This is a genomic window from Dermatobacter hominis (genome assembly GCF_020715685.1).
GTDB lineage: Bacteria > Actinomycetota > Acidimicrobiia > Acidimicrobiales > Microtrichaceae > Dermatobacter > Dermatobacter hominis.
The window spans coordinates 2,188,416-2,207,838 of the sequence record NZ_CP085840.1 but is presented as its reverse complement, the minus strand read 5'-3'; the positions used below and the strand labels follow the sequence as shown (position 1 = coordinate 2,207,838).

The 19,423-nt window shown below is 72.9% G+C and carries 17 protein-coding genes; 15 read left to right on the top strand and 2 right to left on the bottom strand.

From position 1 onward, the window contains the following. Nucleotides 1–49 precede the first annotated feature (49 nt). Together LH044_RS10370 and LH044_RS10365 are read right to left on the bottom strand one after the other, a co-directional pair. Nucleotides 50–901: a DNA-formamidopyrimidine glycosylase family protein gene (locus LH044_RS10370; RefSeq protein ID WP_227759958.1), complete on the bottom strand. Its 852-nt coding sequence runs from the start codon at nucleotides 899–901 to the stop codon at nucleotides 50–52. Between the two features lie 94 nt (nucleotides 902–995). After that, nucleotides 996–1,382, bottom strand: coding sequence for an SCP2 sterol-binding domain-containing protein (locus LH044_RS10365; RefSeq protein WP_227759957.1), 387 nt, complete (start codon nucleotides 1,380–1,382; stop codon nucleotides 996–998). Between the two features lie 313 nt (nucleotides 1,383–1,695). Between LH044_RS10365 and LH044_RS10360 the strand changes: the two genes are divergently transcribed. The 15 genes from LH044_RS10360 to LH044_RS10290 all read left to right on the top strand — a co-directional run bounded on the left by LH044_RS10360 (nucleotide 1,696) and on the right by LH044_RS10290 (nucleotide 19,325). Continuing rightward, on the top strand, nucleotides 1,696–2,547 hold the full coding sequence (locus LH044_RS10360; RefSeq protein WP_227759956.1) for a PKD domain-containing protein: 852 nt from the start codon (nucleotides 1,696–1,698) through the stop codon (nucleotides 2,545–2,547). A 220-nt stretch (nucleotides 2,548–2,767) separates the two neighbouring features. Beyond that, nucleotides 2,768–3,769: a phosphate ABC transporter permease subunit PstC gene (gene pstC, locus LH044_RS10355; protein ID WP_227759955.1), complete on the top strand. Its 1,002-nt coding sequence runs from the start codon at nucleotides 2,768–2,770 to the stop codon at nucleotides 3,767–3,769. Next, a complete protein-coding gene (gene pstA, locus LH044_RS10350; protein WP_227759954.1) occupies nucleotides 3,769–4,992 on the top strand; it encodes a phosphate ABC transporter permease PstA in 1,224 nt (407 codons plus the stop codon). The genes pstC and pstA overlap by 1 nt, the downstream gene beginning before the upstream one ends. A 337-nt stretch (nucleotides 4,993–5,329) precedes the next feature. Beyond that, entirely contained in the window at nucleotides 5,330–6,070 is a 741-nt protein-coding gene (locus tag LH044_RS10345; protein WP_227760093.1) for a phosphate ABC transporter ATP-binding protein, read from the top strand. Further along, nucleotides 6,070–7,605, top strand: a complete 1,536-nt coding sequence (locus LH044_RS10340) for a substrate-binding domain-containing protein (RefSeq protein WP_227759953.1) — start codon at nucleotides 6,070–6,072, stop codon at nucleotides 7,603–7,605. The genes LH044_RS10345 and LH044_RS10340 overlap by 1 nt, the downstream gene beginning before the upstream one ends. Before the next feature lie 50 nt (nucleotides 7,606–7,655). Continuing rightward, a complete protein-coding gene (locus LH044_RS10335; protein WP_227759952.1) occupies nucleotides 7,656–9,377 on the top strand; it encodes a hypothetical protein in 1,722 nt (573 codons plus the stop codon). Continuing rightward, the gene (locus LH044_RS10330) at nucleotides 9,365–10,405 is read left to right on the top strand and encodes a sortase (protein WP_227759951.1); all 1,041 of its coding nucleotides are present in this window, start codon (nucleotides 9,365–9,367) and stop codon (nucleotides 10,403–10,405) included. The genes LH044_RS10335 and LH044_RS10330 overlap by 13 nt, the downstream gene beginning before the upstream one ends. A gap of 243 nt (nucleotides 10,406–10,648) precedes the next feature. Beyond that, nucleotides 10,649–11,233, top strand: a complete 585-nt coding sequence (locus LH044_RS10325) for a hypothetical protein (protein ID WP_227759950.1) — start codon at nucleotides 10,649–10,651, stop codon at nucleotides 11,231–11,233. Nucleotides 11,234–11,374: 141 nt separating this feature from the next. Then, a complete protein-coding gene (locus tag LH044_RS10320; RefSeq protein ID WP_227759949.1) occupies nucleotides 11,375–12,529 on the top strand; it encodes a PstS family phosphate ABC transporter substrate-binding protein in 1,155 nt (384 codons plus the stop codon). 103 nt (nucleotides 12,530–12,632) lie between these two features. Continuing rightward, the gene (locus tag LH044_RS10315) at nucleotides 12,633–14,327 is read left to right on the top strand and encodes a glycosyltransferase family protein (RefSeq protein ID WP_227759948.1); all 1,695 of its coding nucleotides are present in this window, start codon (nucleotides 12,633–12,635) and stop codon (nucleotides 14,325–14,327) included. Then, a complete protein-coding gene (locus LH044_RS10310) occupies nucleotides 14,260–14,505 on the top strand; it encodes a hypothetical protein (protein WP_227759947.1) in 246 nt (81 codons plus the stop codon). Before LH044_RS10315 ends, LH044_RS10310 begins: the two co-directional genes overlap by 68 nt. Then, a complete protein-coding gene (locus LH044_RS10305; protein WP_227759946.1) occupies nucleotides 14,502–15,092 on the top strand; it encodes a hypothetical protein in 591 nt (196 codons plus the stop codon). Before LH044_RS10310 ends, LH044_RS10305 begins: the two co-directional genes overlap by 4 nt. After that, complete coding sequence (locus tag LH044_RS10300; protein ID WP_227759945.1) at nucleotides 15,089–16,849, top strand: exosortase/archaeosortase family protein; 1,761 nt, start codon at nucleotides 15,089–15,091, stop codon at nucleotides 16,847–16,849. The genes LH044_RS10305 and LH044_RS10300 overlap by 4 nt, the downstream gene beginning before the upstream one ends. After that, nucleotides 16,849–18,381 (top strand): glycosyltransferase, encoded by a 1,533-nt coding sequence (locus LH044_RS10295; RefSeq protein WP_227759944.1) that lies wholly within the window; start codon nucleotides 16,849–16,851, stop codon nucleotides 18,379–18,381. The genes LH044_RS10300 and LH044_RS10295 overlap by 1 nt, the downstream gene beginning before the upstream one ends. Continuing rightward, a complete protein-coding gene (locus LH044_RS10290) occupies nucleotides 18,378–19,325 on the top strand; it encodes a DUF7064 domain-containing protein (protein WP_227759943.1) in 948 nt (315 codons plus the stop codon). The genes LH044_RS10295 and LH044_RS10290 overlap by 4 nt, the downstream gene beginning before the upstream one ends. Nucleotides 19,326–19,423 lie beyond the last annotated feature (98 nt).

Here is a 19,423-nt window from a genome sequence, read left to right as displayed (position 1 = left end):
GAGCGACGGTCGACGCCGCGGCCCGGGCCGCGGCGTCGTCGCGTCCGGGCTACTTGAGGAACTTCGACGTCGTGTTGTCGGCCAGCACCTTGCCCCCGGTCTGGCAGGTGGGGCAGTAGTCGACCTCGTACGCGCTGTACTCGACGGCGCGGATCGTGTCGCCGCACACCGGGCAGGCCTCGCCCTTGCGGTGGTGCGCGCTGCCCGGCCGCTCCGCCGACTTCGACATCCGGTCCATGCCCCGCTCGAACGCGAGGGCGTCGGCGATGCACGTCCGGATGGCGGCGAACAGGCGGTCGATCTGCTCGTCGTCGAGCTTGTTCGTGCTCGCGAACGGCGAGAGCTTCGCCCGGTGGCAGATCTCGTTCGCGAGCATCCGGCCGACGCCGGCGATGCCGTGCTGGTCGCGGAGGAACGTGTGTAGCCGGGTCCCCTTCGCCTTCAACGCGGCGACGAGCTCGTCACGGGTGACGATGTCGGCGTCGATGCCCAGGTCGTCGAGCGGCGGCTGGACGAGCGGCTCGCCGGCCACGACCCACACGCCGGCCTTGCGCTCCTTGCCCGCCTCGGTGAGCAGCAGCGCCCGGCCGTCCGCGAAGGTCCAGCGGGCGACGCCGTTGCGGGGCTTGGCCGACTGGGTCTCGTCGGGGACGAGGCGGCCGCCCTGCATGAGGTGCACGACGAACGTGCGCGCGCCCTCACCGGTCCCGCCGAAGCGCAGCAGGAGGAACTTGCCGCGCCGGTCGACGCGATCGAGCGTGGTGCCGACGGCGTCGCCCGGGTCGGGGAGGGCGGTCTTGAGCGCCGTGAAGGTGATCGGTCGGAAGCCCGACAGCTCCGCGCCGGCGAAGTCGGCGGTCAGCCGTTCGACGTGGGCCTGGACCTCGGGCAGTTCGGGCATCCCACCACGCTACGACCTCGCCGCTCTGTCACGGCTGGCGGTGCCGAACGGCGCCGTCAGCCGTGACCGAGCCGGAGGGGGAGGGGGAGGAGCCTCAGAACTCGGTGTCGGCGCGGAGCTCGCCCAGCGCGTCGGCGACGCCGTCGAGCACGGCGCCGTCGCGGATGAGCACGTTGACGTCGCCCACGAGCTTGAGCCGGCCCTGCATGAACGCGGCCTGGGCCGACAGGTCGCCCTTGGCGATGGCGGCCGCCGTGTCGTAGTCGAGCTGGAACGAGACGGGGGCCTCGACCGCGCCCGGCGTGACCGAGGTCGTGCCGTGGTCGAACCGGATCGTGTAGCCGACCTTGCCCGCCGGCGCCCCGGCGACCTCGTAGGCGATCGCCAGATCGAGGTCCGCCGTCCGCTGCGCGAGCTCGTCGCTCGCCGCCAGCGAGGCGCCGGCCCGCTCCAACCACTCGTCGCTCAGGTAGGCCACCACGGCTCGACAACCTACCCGCCGACGGCGGCCGGCCCTGCGGCGCGCGCCGCCGACCGGCGAGGAGCCGCGGCGCCGTCGGGCGCCCGAGCACAGCACGCCCCGACGGCCTGCGGGTCACGCCGGTGTCCCCCGGTGACCGTCCGGTGAACCGGGCGTGAACGCAGCCCGGATGCCGCCGAATGTTCACCCGACGTTGGCCTCCGCGCTCCCGGGCGTCAGGACTGGATCGTTACAACTCCCTTGCCTCGATGAGGCGACTCGGGCGACGGGCTGTCGTCGTCCGCTGGACAACGACCCGGAGGAACTCCTCATCATGCGAACCCGCACCCCCCGCCGCCTCGTGGCGACGGCCGGCCTGGCGCTGGCGACGGTCCTCACCGCCGCCGCGTGCGCGCCCGAGACACCCGTACCCCCGACCAGCTCGACCACGAGCTCGACGACCAGCTCGACCACGAGCTCGACGACCAGCTCCACCACCAGCTCGACGACCTCGTCGGTGCCCAGCGGCCCGACCGCGGCGATCTCGGTGAACCCGTCGGCCCCGGCGGTCGTGGGCGCGCCGATCGCCTTCTCCGCAGCCGGCTCCACCGGCACGGGCCTGACCTACAAGTGGGACTTCACGGGTGGCGGCTTCATCGACTCGACCAGCGCGACGCCGACCTACCGCTACCGCACCTCCGGCACCTTCACCGCCAAGCTGACGGTGACCGACGCCAGCTCGGCCACGGCCACGGCGACCGCCACCGTCACGGTGCAGGCCCCGCCCACCGACGTGCACCTCTTCGAGAACCCGGTCGCCATCGCGCCGAACTCGCTCAAGAAGGTCGCCGTCGCCTGGAAGAACCAGGACGCCGACAAGCTGATCTTCGTGGACGTGTGCCGCAAGTCGAAGTCCGACCCGACCTTCAGCGTCGCCCTCGACTGCGCCCCGCTGTCGACGATCACGCCGAACGGCACGGCCAACGGCGTCGGCGCCTCCGGCAACCTCGACCTCTTCCGGGGTGAGGAGCCGTCGGGCGACGGCGGCTGGGGCTGCTTCGCCGCCAGCGACGCCGCCCCGGGCGGCATCCAGAAGAACACCACCTGCTTCGTGCGGGTGACCAACGAGAGCCAGTCGAACAACGACGAGGCCAAGGAGCTCGCCTTCACGGTGGTCGCTCCCTGATCCGGAGGCGCTGACCGAACCGCCCCGCCCGGTTCGCCGGGCGGCGGTCACGCCTCCACCGCACATCGAGCCCCCGGGACGACGGTCCCGGGGGCTCGATCGCGTCCCGCGACGGGCCGTGGTCGGCCGCCGACGGTGAGGGCGGAGTTCACCTACTGCTCCCCGCCCGTTGGCCGAGCCGTCGATCCGTCGTCACCTGGCTCCGTTACACCTTGGGTCCGTGGCCGTGACGACCCCCCCGACCGCCGCGTCGCCCACGCCGCCCGCTCCTGCGGGCGACGACGCCCCCCGCTCGCTGCCCCGCACGTGGACCTTCGGGGACCGGGTCTTCCGGGGCATCTCCGGCATCGCCGCCGCCACCTGCCTGGCGATCATGGCGACCGCCGCCGTGTTCCTCACGGTCAAGGCGCTGCCGGCCCTGAGCGAGTCGGGCGTCAAGGACTTCCTCACCACCTCCGACTGGCGACCGGCCGAGGGCAACTTCGGCGTCGGGGGGATCCTGGTCAACACGATCCTCATCGCCGCGGTGGCGCTCGTCATCGGCGTGCCGCTGGCGCTCGGGCTCGCGCTCTTCATCAACGAGTACGCCCCCGGCCGCATCCGCGGCGTCCTCACCAGCGCGGTCGACCTGCTCGCCGCCATCCCGAGCCTGATCTTCGGCATGTGGGGCTTCTTCGCGCTGCAGGGCCCGCTGATGGGCGTGTCGGAGTTCCTGGCATCGCACCTCAACGCCATCCCGCTGCTGCGCCTCACGTCGGCCGACGCCTCGGTCTCGCAGTCCACGTTCATCGCCGGTTCCGTCGTGGCGTTCATGGTCGTGCCGATCATCACCTCGGTCTCCCGTGACGTGATGGCCCAGGTGCCGAGAGTCCAGTGCGAGGGCGCCCTGGCGCTGGGGGGCAGCCGGTGGGGGATGATCCGCGCGGTCGTCCTGCCGTTCGGGCGCAGCGGCATCGTCGGCTCGGTCCTGCTCGGGTTCGGCCGGGCGCTCGGCGAGACCATCGCGGTGGTCCTCGTCATCACGATCATCGACAAGCCGAACCTGCACATCCTCGAGCAGGGCAGCGGGTCGATCTCGGCCCTGATCGCCACGAAGTTCGGCGAGGCCGCCGGCCTCGAGATCAACGGCCTCATCGCCGCCGGCCTGGCCCTGTTCATCCTCACCCTGATCGTGAACCTGGTCGCCCGCACGATCGTCGCCCGCGCCCGGATGGCCGTCTGATGACCGTCGTCGACGAGCGCGAGCTCGAGCGCCGCTCCACCGCCGTGGGCGAGCGGCCACCGGCGGGCGCGCCCGACGGGGCGGGTGCCGTCGCTCCCGGCCGCGGCCCGTCCTCCGACGGCGGGGCCTCCGAGGGCGTGCGGGTCGACGACCGAGGTCCGTCGACGCCCTGGCCGCCGCTGTCGGAGCAACCGGTGCGCCCGCGCACGCTGTCGCGCAACGACCGGATGGACTACCTCCTGGCCGCCGGCTCGGGACTCGCATTCGCCTGGGCCCTGTGCGCGGCCATGGACTGGACGCACCCGCTCACCTTCGGGTGCTGGGCGCTGCTCTGGTTCCTCGTCGCGGTGTACCTCCTGGCCCGGGACCGGACCAGCAAGGTCGTGGCCAAGGACCGCCTGATGACGACGCTCATCTGGGTCTGCGGTGCGATCGCCGTGGGCGTGCTCGTGTGGATGTGCACGTTCGTGATCATCAAGGGGCTGCCGGGGCTCGACCTCGCGTTCTTCACCGACGACCTGTCCGAGGTCGGACCGCTCGACGCGGGCGGCGGCGCCTTCCACGCCGTCGTCGGCACGCTCGAGCAGATCGCGATCGCCACCGTGCTCGCCGTGCCGATCGCGATCCTCACCGCCGTCTACCTCCACGAGGTCAAGGGCCGGCTCGCCGTTCCGGTGCGCTTCGTGGTCGACGCGATGAGCGGCCTCCCGTCGATCGTCGCCGGTCTGATCGTGTTCACGATCTGGGTGAACGAGGGCCACGGCTTCTCGGGTGCGGCGGCCGGCGTCGCGCTCGCCGTGATGATGATCCCGATCGTCACCCGCACGAGCGAGGAGATCCTCCGCACCGTCGACGACGGCCTCCGCGAGTCGGCGCTCGCCCTGGGCGCGCCGCAGTGGCGCAGCGTCATGCGGGTGGTGCTCCCCACGGCCCGCTCGGGCCTGATCACCGCGTCGATCCTGGGCGTCGCCCGCGCGATCGGCGAGACGGCCCCGGTGCTGCTCACCGCGTTCGGCAGCACCGCCACCAACTACAACCCGTTCAGCTCCCCCCAGGCGGACCTCCCCCTGTTCGTCTGGTCGCTGCTGCGCCAGCCCAACGACCGGCAGGTCGGCCGCGCCTGGACCGGGGCCCTCGTGCTCATGATCCTGGTCCTGATCCTGTTCGTCGCCGCCCGTTGGATCGGCGCGCGCGGCGCTCGCAAGCGCGGAGCCGGGCGATGACGATCGGAGGTCACCCGTGACCGATGCCCCCGCACCCCTCGGCGTCGTCCCACCGCCGCTGCCGGCGTGGCTGTCCGCCGGCGTCGAGACGCCACCGCCGTACGCGCCGCCGGGTCCCGCCCCGGCGGCGTCGCCGCCCGCACCGGCGCCTGCCGCGCCACCGCCGTACGCCCCTCCCGCCGGCGAGGCGCCCCACCACCACCCGGTCGACCCGATCACCGTGGCGCCGGACCCTCGGCCGCACGACGCGCCGTCGCTCTGGGACCCGGTGACGATCACCGACGTGCCGAAGGTCCCGGCGGAGCACGCCGCCCGCCTCGACGTGACCGACCTCAGCATGTGGTTCAGCGGACGCAAGGTGCTCGAGCGCTGCTCGCTGTCCGTCGAGCCGACCGAGGTCACCGCGCTGATCGGCCCCTCGGGCTGCGGCAAGTCCACCTTCCTGCGGGCCCTCAACCGCATGCACGAGCTCGTCCCGGGTGCTGCGCTGTCGGGCCGGGTCCTGCTCGACGGCATCGACATCTACTCGGAGGAGATGAACGCCACCGAGGTGCGACTCCGCATCGGGATGGTGTTCCAGAAGCCGAACCCGTTCCCGGCCATGTCGATCGCCGACAACGTCCTCGCCGGCCTCGGGCTGGCCGGCATCTCGGTGCCCGACCGGGACGAGCTCGTCGAGACGTGCCTGCGCCGCGCCGGGCTGTGGAACGAGGTCAAGGATCGCCTCGGCGAGGGCGGCATGTCGCTGTCGGGCGGTCAGCAGCAGCGGCTGTGCATCGCCCGCTCGCTCGCCGTGAGCCCCGACGTCCTGCTGATGGACGAGCCGTGCTCGGCGCTCGACCCGATCTCCACCCGGGTGATCGAGGAGACGATCCGTGAGCTGTGCGACGACATCACCATCGTGATCGTCACGCACAACATGCAGCAGGCCCAGCGCGTCAGCGACCAGTGCGCCTTCTTCCTCGTCGAGGAGCTGGGCCAGCCGGGCCGAATCGTCGAGATCGGCCCGACCGACGTCATGTTCAGCGACCCGTCCGATCCACGGACGCTCGACTACGTCAGCGGGAGGTTCGGGTGATGCGCACGTTCCTGCGAGCGCTCGTCGCCGTCGGCGTGCTGGCCGCGAGCTCGGTCCTCGTCGTCCCGGGCGCCTCGGCCGAGGGGCCGATCGTGACCGGCGGCGGCTCGTCGTTCGTCGGCCTGCTGATGGACCAGTGGAAGGCCGACGTGGCCAACCCGCCGTACAAGCTCAGCATCAACTACAGCGCCACCGGGTCGGGCTTCGGTCGTGAGCGCTACATGTCGGGCGCGCTCGACTTCGGCCAGAGCGACATCCAGTTCCTGCCCGACGAGCAGGGGACGCTGAACGGCTCCGGCCGCAAGGACTTCGTGTACGTCCCGGTCGCCGCAGGCGCGGTGGCGTTCATGTTCAACGTGGTGGGCACGAACGGGCAGCGGATCTCGGACCTCAAGCTGACACAGCGCGAGGCGTGCCGGATCTTCACCGAGCCGGGGATCAAGTGGAACGACCCCGGCATCGCGGCCGCCAATCCGGGGGCGCCGCTGCCGGACCGGCCGATCCGACCGGTGGTCCGCGACGACCGCGCCGGCACCAGCTACGTGCTCAGCGAGTTCTGCATCGCCCGCGCGCCCGACGTCTGGCGGAAGTTCCAGCAGACCATCGGCGGCGGCCCGTTCGGCCAGGACCAGTACCTGGCCCAGGGCAAGCCGATCTCGGTCTGGCCCCGCGGCTTCGGCAGCGTGAGCGCCGCCTACAGCTCCGACGGCATCGCCAAGTCGGTCGCCAACGGATCGACCGGCGCGGACTCGATCACCTACATCGAGACCGGCTTCAAGACGATCACCAAGCTGCCGGTGGCCTCGGTGCAGAACCCGGCCGGGGCGTTCACGCCGCCCAACCCCCCGAACTCGACGATCGCGCTGGCCTACGCGCAGCCGCGGGGCAACGGCACCTTCGAGCTGAGCTACGGCGGCACCGACCCGAAGGCGTACTTCCCGTCGACGTACTCGTATGCGATCGCCCAGACCGCCGGGTTCAACGCCGAGAAGGGCAAGGTCCTGGCCACGTTCCTGAACTACGCGGCGTGCCAGGGCCAGCGCCGGTCCGAGCCGCTCTTCTACTCGCGGCTCAGCGAACCGCTCGTGAACATCGCGCTCGACGCCATCGCCAAGATCCCCGGCGCCCCGGCGCGGCCGGCGACCGCCACGTGCAACGCGCCGGCGCAGGTCCGGGTCCAGAACGGTCCGGCGGCTCCCGCCGCGGCGCCCGGGGCGAACGCAGGTGCGGGCGGGGCCGGCGCCGCGGGCGGGGCCGGCGCCGGAGGGGGCGCCGTCGACCCGGCGGCCTCGGGCGCCGCCGACCCGTCGGCCGCAGCCGGCGCGACCGATGCCGCCGCCGCGGCCGCAGCCGCCGATGCGGCCGCGGCCGAGCAGGCCGCCGCCGGGGCGTCGGGCAGCAACGCCGCGGCCAAGGGCGGCACCGCCGGCCCGGAGAACAGCGACGTCGTGTTCACGTTCCTCCTCGGCGGCGCGCTCGTCGCGCTGGGGACCGTGATCGCCCGGGGGACGAAGTCGGGGTTGGCCCGCTCGTGAGTCGCGCCCGCTCCCGCCGGCCCACGCCGCGCCGCGTCGTCTTCGCCCGAGTGGTCATGCTGGCCCTCGCGGCGGCGTGGGTCGCGCTGCCGCAGTCGGCACGGGCCCAGGACGCCGACGCCCCGACCGCGGTCGACCTCGACGTCCAGCTCAGCGGCGAGGCCAACTCGATGATCAGCTCGGCGATCGCCCGGCTCGAGGGCGCCGATGTGGACCTGTCGCTGCAGACGATCCTGACCGACACCGCCGACGCCCGGGCGTCGTTCGTGGCGGGCGACACCGACATGATCGTGTCCGGCGTCGGCTTCGGCCCGCAGGAGCTCTCGGACCTCCAGAAGTCCGGTCGGGGCGTCATCTCCGCACCGGTGCAGGCCACGGCGCTGGCGGCGTTCGGCTACATCCCCGCTCCGATCGCGGGCGACCGCTTCCCGACCGCGGACGCATGGCTCCGGGCCTGGCCCCTGCGGTGCGAGGAGCTGAACGAGGACGGAGAGAGCCCGTGCGCGCTCGCCGACATCTCGCCGTTCACCGGCCCGTTCCGCCTGACCCCGTCGGCTGTGGGGCAGATGATCTTCTCCGGCCGCAGCGTCTTCGCCTCGACCGAGTTCAAGGCGAACCAGGATCCCGGCGCCCTGGCCGGACGCACCCTGATCGCGCCGAACGACATCCCCCGAGCGATCGTGCGCTCCGGCGCGGACGCCTCGAACTACTACCTGGAGCGCTACGTCGAGGCGACCCAGCCCCAGGACTGGCGGGCGTGGATGGCCCAGACCCCGGGCCAGACGGCGGACACCAAGCCGTCGGAGGTCTGGCCGGTCGACAGCCAGACCTCGCGGCGGTCGATGGACGACGTGCTGTCGTTGATTCGCGAGGGCCTGAGCGGCAGCGACTCGATCCTGAACTTCTCGGGTGCGTTCGCCTTCGTGCCCCCCGGCAAGGTGGCCGAGTCGGTCTTCCTCAACGCCGCACGACCGAAGGCGGAGCAGATCCCCCTCTACACCGCCCAGCTGCGCAACGGCGCCGGCGAGTGGGTGAGCGCCACTCCGGCGGCCATCACCGCCGCGGTCGCGGCCGGCGACGGCGCACCGCTCACGGGTGCGACCACACCGGTGCCCGGGGCGTACCCCCTGACCTGGGTCAACCGCCTCTACGCACCGGCCTCGGGGCTGACCGCCGCCCAGGCCAACGCAGTGGCGACCATCATCCGCACGCAGGTGACGACGGGACGGGCGCAGGCCGCGCAGATCGGCGACGGGCAGATCACCGACAAGATGGTCGTCGAGGCGCTGACGGCCGCCAACCAGATCGTCGAGAGCAACTGCGGGTCGGCGGGTGGCGAGGTCGTCACGTCGAAGGACGGCGCACCCTACGCACCCGCCGGCGCCATCACCGGCGTGTCGTCGATGAAGCTGTGCGACCCGCCGGCGGGCGACGGCGACGGGTCCGGGGAGCTGGCGCCGGACGGCGGCTATTCGGACCTCGGATACGGCGATCCGGGCAGCTACGACGACGGGACCGTCGACGACTCCGGCTTCACGCCGCTCGAGACGATCACCGAGTCGGGCGGCGTCGACGGCAGTGGCGGCGCCTCGGGCGGCGGTGGCGCCGTGGGCGATGAGGCGGCGGAGGCGGCGGCGATCAGCCGGAGGATGCCGATGGAGCTGCCCACGCTCTCGCTGTCGCCGCTCGACCGCGTGGTGACGCTCGGCCTCGGTGCGCTCACGTTCATCATCCTGCGCAACCTCGCCACGAAGCGGGCGTGGGCCTCGTGACCGACGTCCACGCACGGAGCGACCTCCACCACCGCAGCGACGTCGTCGACCTCCGGGACGGCGCATCGCAGCCGCCCGTCGTCCCCGAGGCGCCCCGGCCGCCCGTCCCCCCGGAGGCGTCACCGCAGCAGGCCCCTGAGGGGTCGCAGTTCGAGCACGGCGCCTCGGCGCCGCAGCCCGCCGTCGACCTCCCCGAGCCCGATCCTCCGCCGCCGACCGGTCCCGACCCGCGGTCCTCGCTCGGCCGCCGGGCCGTCATCGCCGTCGTGGGCGGGGTCGTGGCGTTCGCCCTGCTCGTCGTGTTCCTGCTCCCGGCCTTCGCCCGGGTCCGCCAGACGCACCGCGCCGACGAGTACACGCAGGCCGACCCCCGCCTCACCTCCGGGGATCCGGCGTTCGCGCTGCAGATCCCGGCGATCGGGTTCAACGAGGTCGTCGTGACCGGTGCGACCCCCGAACTGCTCCGCGGCGGACCGGGCTGGCGCGAGGGCTCGGCGACGCCCGGCCAGGGCAACACGGTCGTGCTGGGCCACTCCACGCTGTGGGGGTACTCGTTCGGCCGGCTCAAGGACCTGACGAGCGGATCCCTGGTCTACGCCCGCATGCGGGACGGCCGCGTCTACGTCTACAAGGTCACGTCGGTGAAGGAGGTCGACGGCGACGACACCGACGTCCTCGACCCGACCGGTCCGTCCCGGATGACGCTCGTGACCAGCGCCGGCGGCCCCTTCGACAGCCGGCGCGTCGTCGTCCAGGCGGCCAAGGACGGGACGCAGCCCGCAGTCCCCGACGACCAGCGCGTGCGCCTCGTCAAGGGCGACCAGGGCGGCTTCGACGGGCGCGGTGCGGGCGGCCTCGTGCTGCTCGTCGGCGGCGCCGCCGTGGCGGCGCTCGGCGTGTTCGGTGCCGTCGAGCTTCGGCGCCGCACCTCGCTCGTGACGACCGTCGTCGTCGCCGGACCGGCCGTCGCGCTCGGCGTCGGTCTGGTCCTCTTCCACCTCGATTCGTTCCTGCCCATGACCTACTGACGCTCGCGAGCGGCGCTCCCGAGCGCGTCGAGATCGGCCCCGGCACGGGCCGTCCGGACTGGGGCCGGGCGGCCCGTGCGGCGCGCCCGGGAGCTTGTGCGAACGGCGCCCGGGCAATCGGTGAACACCCGCCGAACTGTTGCCGAACAGTCGCTCGGAACCGTTGATGGGGGCACGCGGCGCCCTGATGATCACTCCCGGCAGGACGTGCCTGCCGAGTTGCAGAGGGAGACAGAAGTGACAATGCGCCTGCGCAACATCGTCCCCGTGGTCGGCCTGGCGGTCGCGCTGGCCACGTTCGCCGCGCCACTGGCGGGTGCGCTCGGCACGGTGTCGTTGAGCCAGAACGTCATCCCGATGACCTCCGACCAGACGACGGCCGACGTGACCGTCAACTGGACCGGGCAGAAGGTCGACACGCTGATCTTCATCACCGTGTGCGGGAAGACCATCTCGGATCCGACCTTCAACGTCGCGCTCGACTGCGACGACCTGACCACGTTGACGAAGAACGGCACCCTCGACGGGTCCGGCTCCGCGTCCGTGAAGGTGTTCCGGGGCCAGGAGAGCTCGGAGTCCAACGGCTGGGGCTGCTACGGGGCGAACGACACGCCGCCGAGCGGCGTCAAGAAGAACACCACGTGCTACGTGCGGGTGACGAACAACGTCATCGGCAACAAGGACGACGCCGCGGAGGCCTCCTTCACGTTCGAAGTGGGCGGCGCCGTGGTGCCCGAGGCGCCGGTGGGGGTCCTCCTCCCGGTCGTGGGCGCCCTGGCGGCGGTCGGAGGGTTCTTCTTCCTCCGGCGGCGAGCTGCCATCTCCTGACCGGCACCCGCTGGTCGAGCCGGGGGCAGCCGCCGAGGGCCCCCGGCGCGAATCTCCATCGGCGAGCCAGGACAGCCAGAACCCCCCTGTACCGACACGGGCCAGATGAACCCGAACTCACCAACCAAGGTGGTGCACCAGATGAAGCTGAAAGTCCTCGTGGCAGGCGTGATCGCTGCTGCGTTCCTCACGACGGCGGCCGTGGCCGGCGCCGTGCCCAACCCGCCCGAGCCGGATCCGACCGGCTCCGGCTGGGACGACGTCAACGACCTCATCGTCGGGTCGGGTTCGGACACGACCTATGCCTTCATGCAGGGCTTCGAGAGGATCTACAACCAGGCCAACGGCTGCGACACGAACAACTCGACGGGTTCGGCGACCGTCGGCCAGTGCCTCACCGGCTCGGCCCAGGGCCAGACCGACGCCCGCGGCAACTGGGACCACGACTACGCGGTCTCCAAGTACCCGACCGGCTCGGGTGCCGGCGTCAAGGAGCTCCAGGACGGCAAGGTCGACTACGCCCGCTCGTCCAGCGCGCCGGCGGGCGCCGGTGGCGGCCAGAGCGACGTCAACTTCTGGGCCTACGGCAAGGACGGCATCGTCGTCGTGACGTTCGGCAACCGGACCACGGGCAACCTGACCACGGCGCAGCTCGCCAGCATCTGGAACTGCTCGGTCACCGACTGGGGCACGCTCACCACGGGCACCCCGAACGGCCAGACCATCCAGCCGTGGGGCATGAACGCCGCCTCTGGCACGAAGCGGACGTTCCAGGGCTTCCTGGGCCTCGCAGACGTGAACGCCGGCGCCTGCGTCAAGAAGCTCGACAACGGGATCTTCCCGTTCGAGAACGACGTGAAGCAGCTCAACACCGACCCCGGCTTCCAGGCCAACAACGCCATCTGGTGGATGTCGTACGCCGAGTTCAAGGCGTTCGCCTACAAGCGCCAGGACGCGAAGGTCTGGCAGGTCAACGGCGTCGACGCCTCGAACGCCTCGGTGTCGAACGGCTCGTACCCGTTCACCCGGTTCATCTGGCACGTCACCAAGAAGGTCGACGCCACCGCCGACGCCGCGACGGAGAACGTCCTCGGCGCCTCCGGCGGCAAGGGCGGTGCGGTGCGCGAGCTGACCGAGTTCCTCTGCAAGGGCACCGGCTCGCACTCGAACAACCTCTTCTCCGGCCTGACCAACTACCAGGAGCTGTCCGCCATCTACACGGCGACGGGCTTCGTGCGACTGCCGGTGGCTGATCGCACGAACGGCATCTGCAAGTTCCAGGCGGGTGTGGCCTGACGCCACGCCGGCGACCGATCACACCGGTCCGGTCCGGGGGCGCAGCGACCGCTGCGCCCCCGGGCGCGCGCCCGGGCGGCAGGTGCACGCCGCCCGGACGCGCATGAAGGTGCAGTGGGAGATGGCGGAGCGGGTCCAGGTGGACGTGGCGGAGCGGACGGCGGAGCACGAGCGGACGGGCGCGGGGGACTGGACCCACCCCGCGGTCCTCGAGGGCGACGAGCTGGTCCGCGTCCGCTCCGAGGAGCTCGCACGGCGGGCCCGCCGCCGCCACCGGGGCGCGACCTCGCGCCGGGAGCCGTGGGTGGCCGGCGGCGTCGGGACGCTCGTGTTCCTCGCCGCCGGGGCCGTCGTGGCGCTGGCGTCCCGGGCCGTGCCCGGTGACGCCACGTCCCGGGTGGTCGCGGCCCAGTCGGTGCTCTTCGGGCGCGACCCGCACCCCGAGGCGATCGGGTTCGTCTGGGGCCCGTTCCCGACGCTGTTCGAGGTCCCGGTCGTCTGGTTGCGGGACTGGTGGCCCGGCTTCGCCGGATCGGGCATGGCCGCGGTCGTCGTGTCCGCGGCGTTCATGGGGGCGACGCTCGCCCAGATCGTCGGATGGGGACAGGACTGCCGGGCCACGCGCCCGTCGCGGTGGGCCGTCGCCGTCGCCACCGCCGCCAGCCCGCTCGTGCTGCTGTACGGCGCGAACGGGATGAGCGAAGCGTGCTGGCTGTTCTTCCTCGTCGTCGCGGCACGCCAGCTGGCGCGCTGGCTCGACGACGACGGGTTGGTGCCGCTCTCGCTGTGCGGCCTCGCCCTGGCGCTCGCCTACCTGACCCGGTACGAGACGGTGGCGGCCGTGATCGCCGTCGCGGTCGTGGTGGTCGTGGCCTCCCTGCGGCGCAGCGCCGGCCACGCCGTCGGCGGGGCGCCGGCGAGCACGGACCGGGACCCGCTGGAGCTGTGGGAGGAGCGGCGGGGTCGGGCGGTGCTCGACGTGGCGGTGGTCGTCCTGCCCGCTGCCACCGCGTTCGGCTTCTGGGCGCTGGCGTCCTGGGCCGTCATCGGCGAGCCGTTCGCGCAGTTCAGCTCCGACTACGGCAACTCGGCGATCGTCGCCGCGGCCGGCGACTCGCTCGGCGGGATCGTGGGCGACCTGTCCCCGGCCGGGCGGACCTGGTTCACGGTCCGCCAGGTCCTGGTCGTCGCCCCGCTGCTGCTGCCGCTCGTAGCGCTGGCGGTGTGGATCGGCGACCGGGCCGCGGCGCGCACGACCGCCGCCGTCGCGGTGCTCGGCGCGCCGGTCGCCGCGCAGGTCGTCCTGTCCGCGTCCGGGACGACGTTCCCGTGGTTCCGCTACGTCATCGGAGCGGTCGTGCTGTCGTCGCTCGTCGCGCTGGTGATCTGCGGCGAGTGGTCGTGGACCCGGCGCCGCCGGACCCTGGCGGCGCTGGTCGTGCTGGCCCTGGTGCCGGGGATCGTCCTGTCGTGGCAGACGGTCGTGACGGGCAGCTACGGCGCGACCGACGACGAGGCCACCCTCGACGCGGTCCGGGCGACGCTGTCGGGCCACGACGGCGACCCCACCGCGCAGCGCCGTGCCGACGACGTGGGCGCGCGCGGTCGAGGCCCTTCCCGACGCCGCACCCGGCGCGGTGCTGACGGACGTGTCGTCGACGTTCGGCGTCGTCGCCGCGTCGGAGCGACCCGAGCTGTACGTGATCCCGTCGGACCGGGACTTCGAGGCGGTGGTCAGCGATCCCGGCACCTTCGGCATCCGCTACGTCCTGGTCCGCCTGCCCGCCGCCGCCGGTGACGCGGTCACGTCGCTGCACCCGGACCTCGCATCGGACGACGGCCCCGACGCCGAGCGCTTCACCGAGGTGCGCACCTGGCGCTCCGACGACCCCCGCGTCCCCTCGTACCGCCTCTACCGGGTCACCGACCCCGCTCCCCGCACCCGACCGACTCCCGAGGAGGGGTTCCGACGATGACCGGCCTGCGCAGGATCCTCCCGGCGGACCGCAAGATGCTGCTGGTGCTGGCCGCACCCGTCCTGGCGATCGCGCTCGTGCTGGTCGCGGGGCGCGTCGGCGACGACTCGCCCGCGGCGCGCGCCTCGGCCCGGTCGTCGACCACCACCACGACCACCGCCGCCCCGGCGGCCGGCGGCGACGCCGCCGTCGCGGGGGCGTCCGAGGACGCCGCCGCGGTGGTCGACGACGGTTCGACCGGCGGCTCCGGCTCGTCGGGCGACACCTCCGACGTCAGCGGCACCGGCTGGACCGACGGCTACTCGCCCTCGTACTCCGAAGAGGCGCAGGCCGTGCTCGGCGTGGACGCCACGGGTGAGACGACCGTCCCGCCGGCGGAGACCACGACGACGGTGGCCGGGCCGACGACCACGGTGCCCGGCGCCACGACCACGGTGCCGACGACGACGACCACGATCGCCGAGCCGCCCGCGGCGGTCGACGAGGTGGTCGTGGGCGCGCTGCTGCCCATCTCGGCGGTGTGCTTCGCGGCGTTGGCGCTCGGGATCCTGGCCCGCCGGCGGCGGGCCGAGGCGGTCGTCCGTTGAGCACGCTCGCGCTGCCCGTCCCGCCCCCCGGTCCCGGTGTGGCGCAGGTGGCCGGCGCGGCGCGCCCGTCCGACGCCGCGCTGCGGCGGTCCGTCGTGCTGCGGACCGCGCTCGCCGTCGCCCTCGTGGTCGTCTGCTACCAGACGTCGCTGTGGAGCCTGCTGCGCGGCATCACCGTCGACACGCCGCTCGCCTTCCTCGGGCTCGTGCCGGTGATCGCGCTGGTGCTCGGCTGCGTGCTCGCCCGGCCCGAGGTCGGCGAGCCCGACATCCACGACCGGATGGTCGACCGCATCGTGGCCGTCCCCCTGATCGTGGCCGCGCTGGTCGCGCTCGTCCTGCTGCCCGCGCAGATGTCGACGATGTACTGGCTCTACCGGGTCGACCTGCTGACCATGCCGCTCTTCGTCGCCGGCGTCGTCGCCCTCCTGTTCGGCGTGCGGATGCTGTGGCGGGTCCGGGCGGCGATCCTGTTCCTCTTCCTGGCCTGGCCGGTCCCGGCGCAGCGCGTGGCCATCGCCGCCCTCGAGCCCATGGGCGACCTGGCGGCGTCGGCGGTCGGCGTCGCCGTGAGGATCGTCCCCGTCGCCGAGCGGGCCGGCGGCGACGGCATCTCGTTCCTCGTGCCGCACGGACCGCGGGGCTTCCACGTCCAGATCGCGTCGGCCTGCTCGGGTGCCAACGGTCTGGTCGGGTTCCTGCTCGTCGCCGGGGCGATCGCGATCACGATGCGCAGCACGTGGATCCGCAAGGTGGCATGGCTGGCTGTCGGCGCCGCCGCCGTGGTGCTGCTCAACGTCGTGCGGATCATGTCGATCCTCGGGGTCGGCCGGGTGTTCGGCGAGCGCGCGGCGATCGACATCCTCCACCCCTACGTCGGGCTGCTGACCTTCAACGTCGGGGTCTTCGCCATGGTCCTGGTGTCGGCCCGGTTCGGGCTCCTGCCGTTCCGCCGCGAGGGCCCGTCCCGAGCGCTGGCGGTCCGCTCCGCAGTGCCCCGGCTCGGCGCGGTGCTGCCGGTCCTCGTCGTCGTGGCCCTGGTGGGCGGCGTCTTCGACCACGGGCTGACGAGGTACGACCCGATCGCCTCGTCGGTCGGCGCCCCGCGGCTCGGGACGTTCGCCCAGGTCGGCACGCAGCCCGACGGCTTCTACGCCGAGCCGGTCGACACGATCGACGCCGGCCGTCGGTTCTTCGGCGAGGACTCGTCGTGGATCCGCTACTCGTACGTGGGGGACGGGCCGGAGGGCCTCCGCAGCGACGTCCCGGTGCTGGCCGATGTCGTGTCCACCTCGAACCTGCAGTCGTTCAGCGACTTCGGACTCGAGGCGTGCTACCGGTTCCACGGCTTCGACATGGGCGGGGTCCGCCGCGTCGACCTCGGCCACGGGGTCGTCGGCACCGTCCTCAACTGGGAGCAGCCCGACACCGGCCTCCGGTGGACGACCGTCTACTGGGTGTGGGCGGTGCGCGACGGCCACAGCACCTCGTACGAGCGGGTGGTCCTGCTGCTCAACGACGTCGACGGCGCCGACATCGAGGCGCCCGAGGTGACGGCGGAGGACGCCGGTAGCGTCGGGCTCCGGGCCGACGAGCTCGTGCGGGGCGCGTCGCCCGACGGCTCGCCCTCCGCCCAGCAGGCCCGGTCCCGCAGCTTCCTCGTGACGTTCGCCCGCGGCGTCGTCGCCTCGTCCGTCGAGCGCTCCGAGCACGTCGCCGAGCAGGTCGGCTCCAACGGGATCGGGGAGGGCGGCTGATGCGCATCCACGAGGTGCCGCCGGCGATCGCGGACGCCCGCATGGCGCAGGCGCTGCGCGACGTCGAGCTCGCCAACCCGGGCGCCACGGCCGCGACCGGCACCACCCGGGCCCAGCGGTGGGTCTTCGGCGTCCTCGCCGCGCTCGTGCTCGCCGGCCTGTGGCGCTGGCCGTCGACGGTCGGCGTGGCGCTGATGGTCTGCTCGACCGGCCTGTACCTGGCGACGGTCGTCCACCGGATCTCGCTCGTGCGGGCGTCGCTCGAGGACGACCCGTCGGTGCGGGTCACCGATGCGGCGGCGCGGGCCCTGCGCGACCGGGACCTGCCCGTCTACACGGTGCTGGTGCCGGCCTACGGCGAGCCCGAGGTGCTCGGCGACCTGATCCGCTCGCTCGAGCGCCTCGAGTACCCCCGCGACCGCCTCGACGTGAAGCTGCTCCTCGAGAACGGCGACGAGCCCACCATCGCCGAGGCGATGGCGATCGAGACCGACCTGCCCGTCGACGTGCTGGTCGTCCCGCCCGGCGAGCCGCGCACCAAGCCGCGTGCGCTCGACTACGGCCTCCAGTTCGCCCGGGGCGACCTCGTCACGATCTACGACGCCGAGGACCACCCCGAGCCGCTGCAGCTGCGGCGGGTGGCCGTGGCCTTCCGCCGGTCGCCGGCGAGCCGCGCCTGCTTCCAGGCCCGCCTGTCGTTCTTCGGCGGTCGCCGGAACCTGCTGACCCGCTGGTTCACCGCCGAGTACCTGACGTGGTTCCACCTCTACCTGCCCGGGCTCATCCTCCGCGACGCCTGCATCCCGCTCGGCGGCACCTCCAACCACTTCCGGGCGACCGCGCTGCGCGAGGTCGGCGGGTGGGACGCCCACAACGTCACCGAGGACTGCGATCTCGGCGTGCGGCTCCAGCGGCGGGGCTGGACGATCGGGCTCGTCGACTCCACGACGATGGAGGAGCCCAACACCGACGTCATCAACTGGGTGAAGCAGCGCAGCCGTTGGTACAAGGGCTACCTCCAGACCTTCCTGGTCCAGTTCCGCCGCCCCCGCGCGCTGCTGGACGACCTCGGCTGGCGTCGGACCGTGCACCTCGTGCTCTTCGTCGGGTGCACCCCGATCCTCGCCGTCATGAACCTCTGGTTCTGGGGTCTCGCCGTCGTCTGGGTGACGACGCGCGCGGCGTTCGTGCAGTCGATGTTCCCGGGGGTCACCTACCACGTGGCCCTGCTGGCCTGGGTGCTCGGGAACCTGTCGGTCGTCTACCTGTCGGTGCTGACGGTGCGCGAGGCGCGCCGACCCGACCTCCTGGTCGCGGTGCTCGTCTCGCCGCTGTACTGGGTCCTCATGTCGATCGCCGGCGTGCGGGCCGCGGTGCAGCTCGTGACCGCCCCGTCGCACTGGGAGAAGACGACGCACGGCCTGGCCAAGGGGCCCGCCGAGCCGCGGTCGAGCGGTCCCGACGGCGGCGCGGAGCGGGCTGCCGCGTCCGCTCCGCACGGCCCGGAGCCGGCTGACAGACTCCGGGCATGAGCGCACCGAACCCCCAGGACGAGGCCCGGCACACCCCCGACGACACGGAGCTGTGGAACGAGTCGTACTACCTGGACTGGTTCGCCGAGGACCTGTCGCTGGGCGGCTACGTGCGGATCGGCTTCTACCCGAACCTCGACCGGGTCTGGTACTGGGCGTGCCTCGTCGGTCCGGACCGCCCGCTGGTGACCGTCATCGAGCACGACATCCCGATGCCGAGGTCCGCGTCGTCGCTCGAGGTCCGCTCTGAAGGCCTCTGGGCCGACCACGTCGTCGAGACGCCGAACGAGCACATGTCGATCAACCTCGAGGCGTTCGGCCTGCAGCTCGACGACCCGGCCGAGGTGTACCACCCCGAGCCGCGGGGCAGCCGCGTCGCCTTCGGCTTCGAGCTCGACTTCCACACCGATCGCGCCGCCTACCTGTGGCCGCCGGTCACGCCCCGCTACGAGATCCCGTGCCGCGTCGAGGGGTTCGTGCAGGTGGGTGACGAGCGCATCGAGGTCGACGGCTGGGGCCAGCGCGACCACTCGTGGGGGGCGGCGCGCGACTGGTGGACGAACCAGTGGTCGTGGACGGCGGGCCGGCTCTCCGACGGCACCCGCTGGCACTCCGCCGGGGGCTTCTTCCCCGACGCCGACTGGGGCGTGGCCTACCGCCTGGACCCCGACTCGACGGAGTTCGCCGAAGGCGACACGGTCGTGCTCGACGTCACCGAGGGCCGGGAGCGCCTGCCCACCCGGACGGGGACGAAGATCGTCGACCTCGACCTGGAGTTCGAGCCGGTCGCGTTCTCGCCGGTGCTGCTCGTCCACCCCGACGGGCGGGCCGCCCGCTTCCCGCGTGCGATGGCACGGGTGACCACGTCGGACGGCCGCGAGGGCGGCGGCTGGATCGAGTGGAACCAGCCCCCGACCGGCACGAAGCTCCCCGAGCGCACCTGACCGGGCCCTCCCACCCGCTCTGTCCCGGCTGGCGGTACCGAACGGCACCGTGAGCCGTGACAGAGCTCGCGAGACGGGGCCAAAAATGAAGCGGTTGC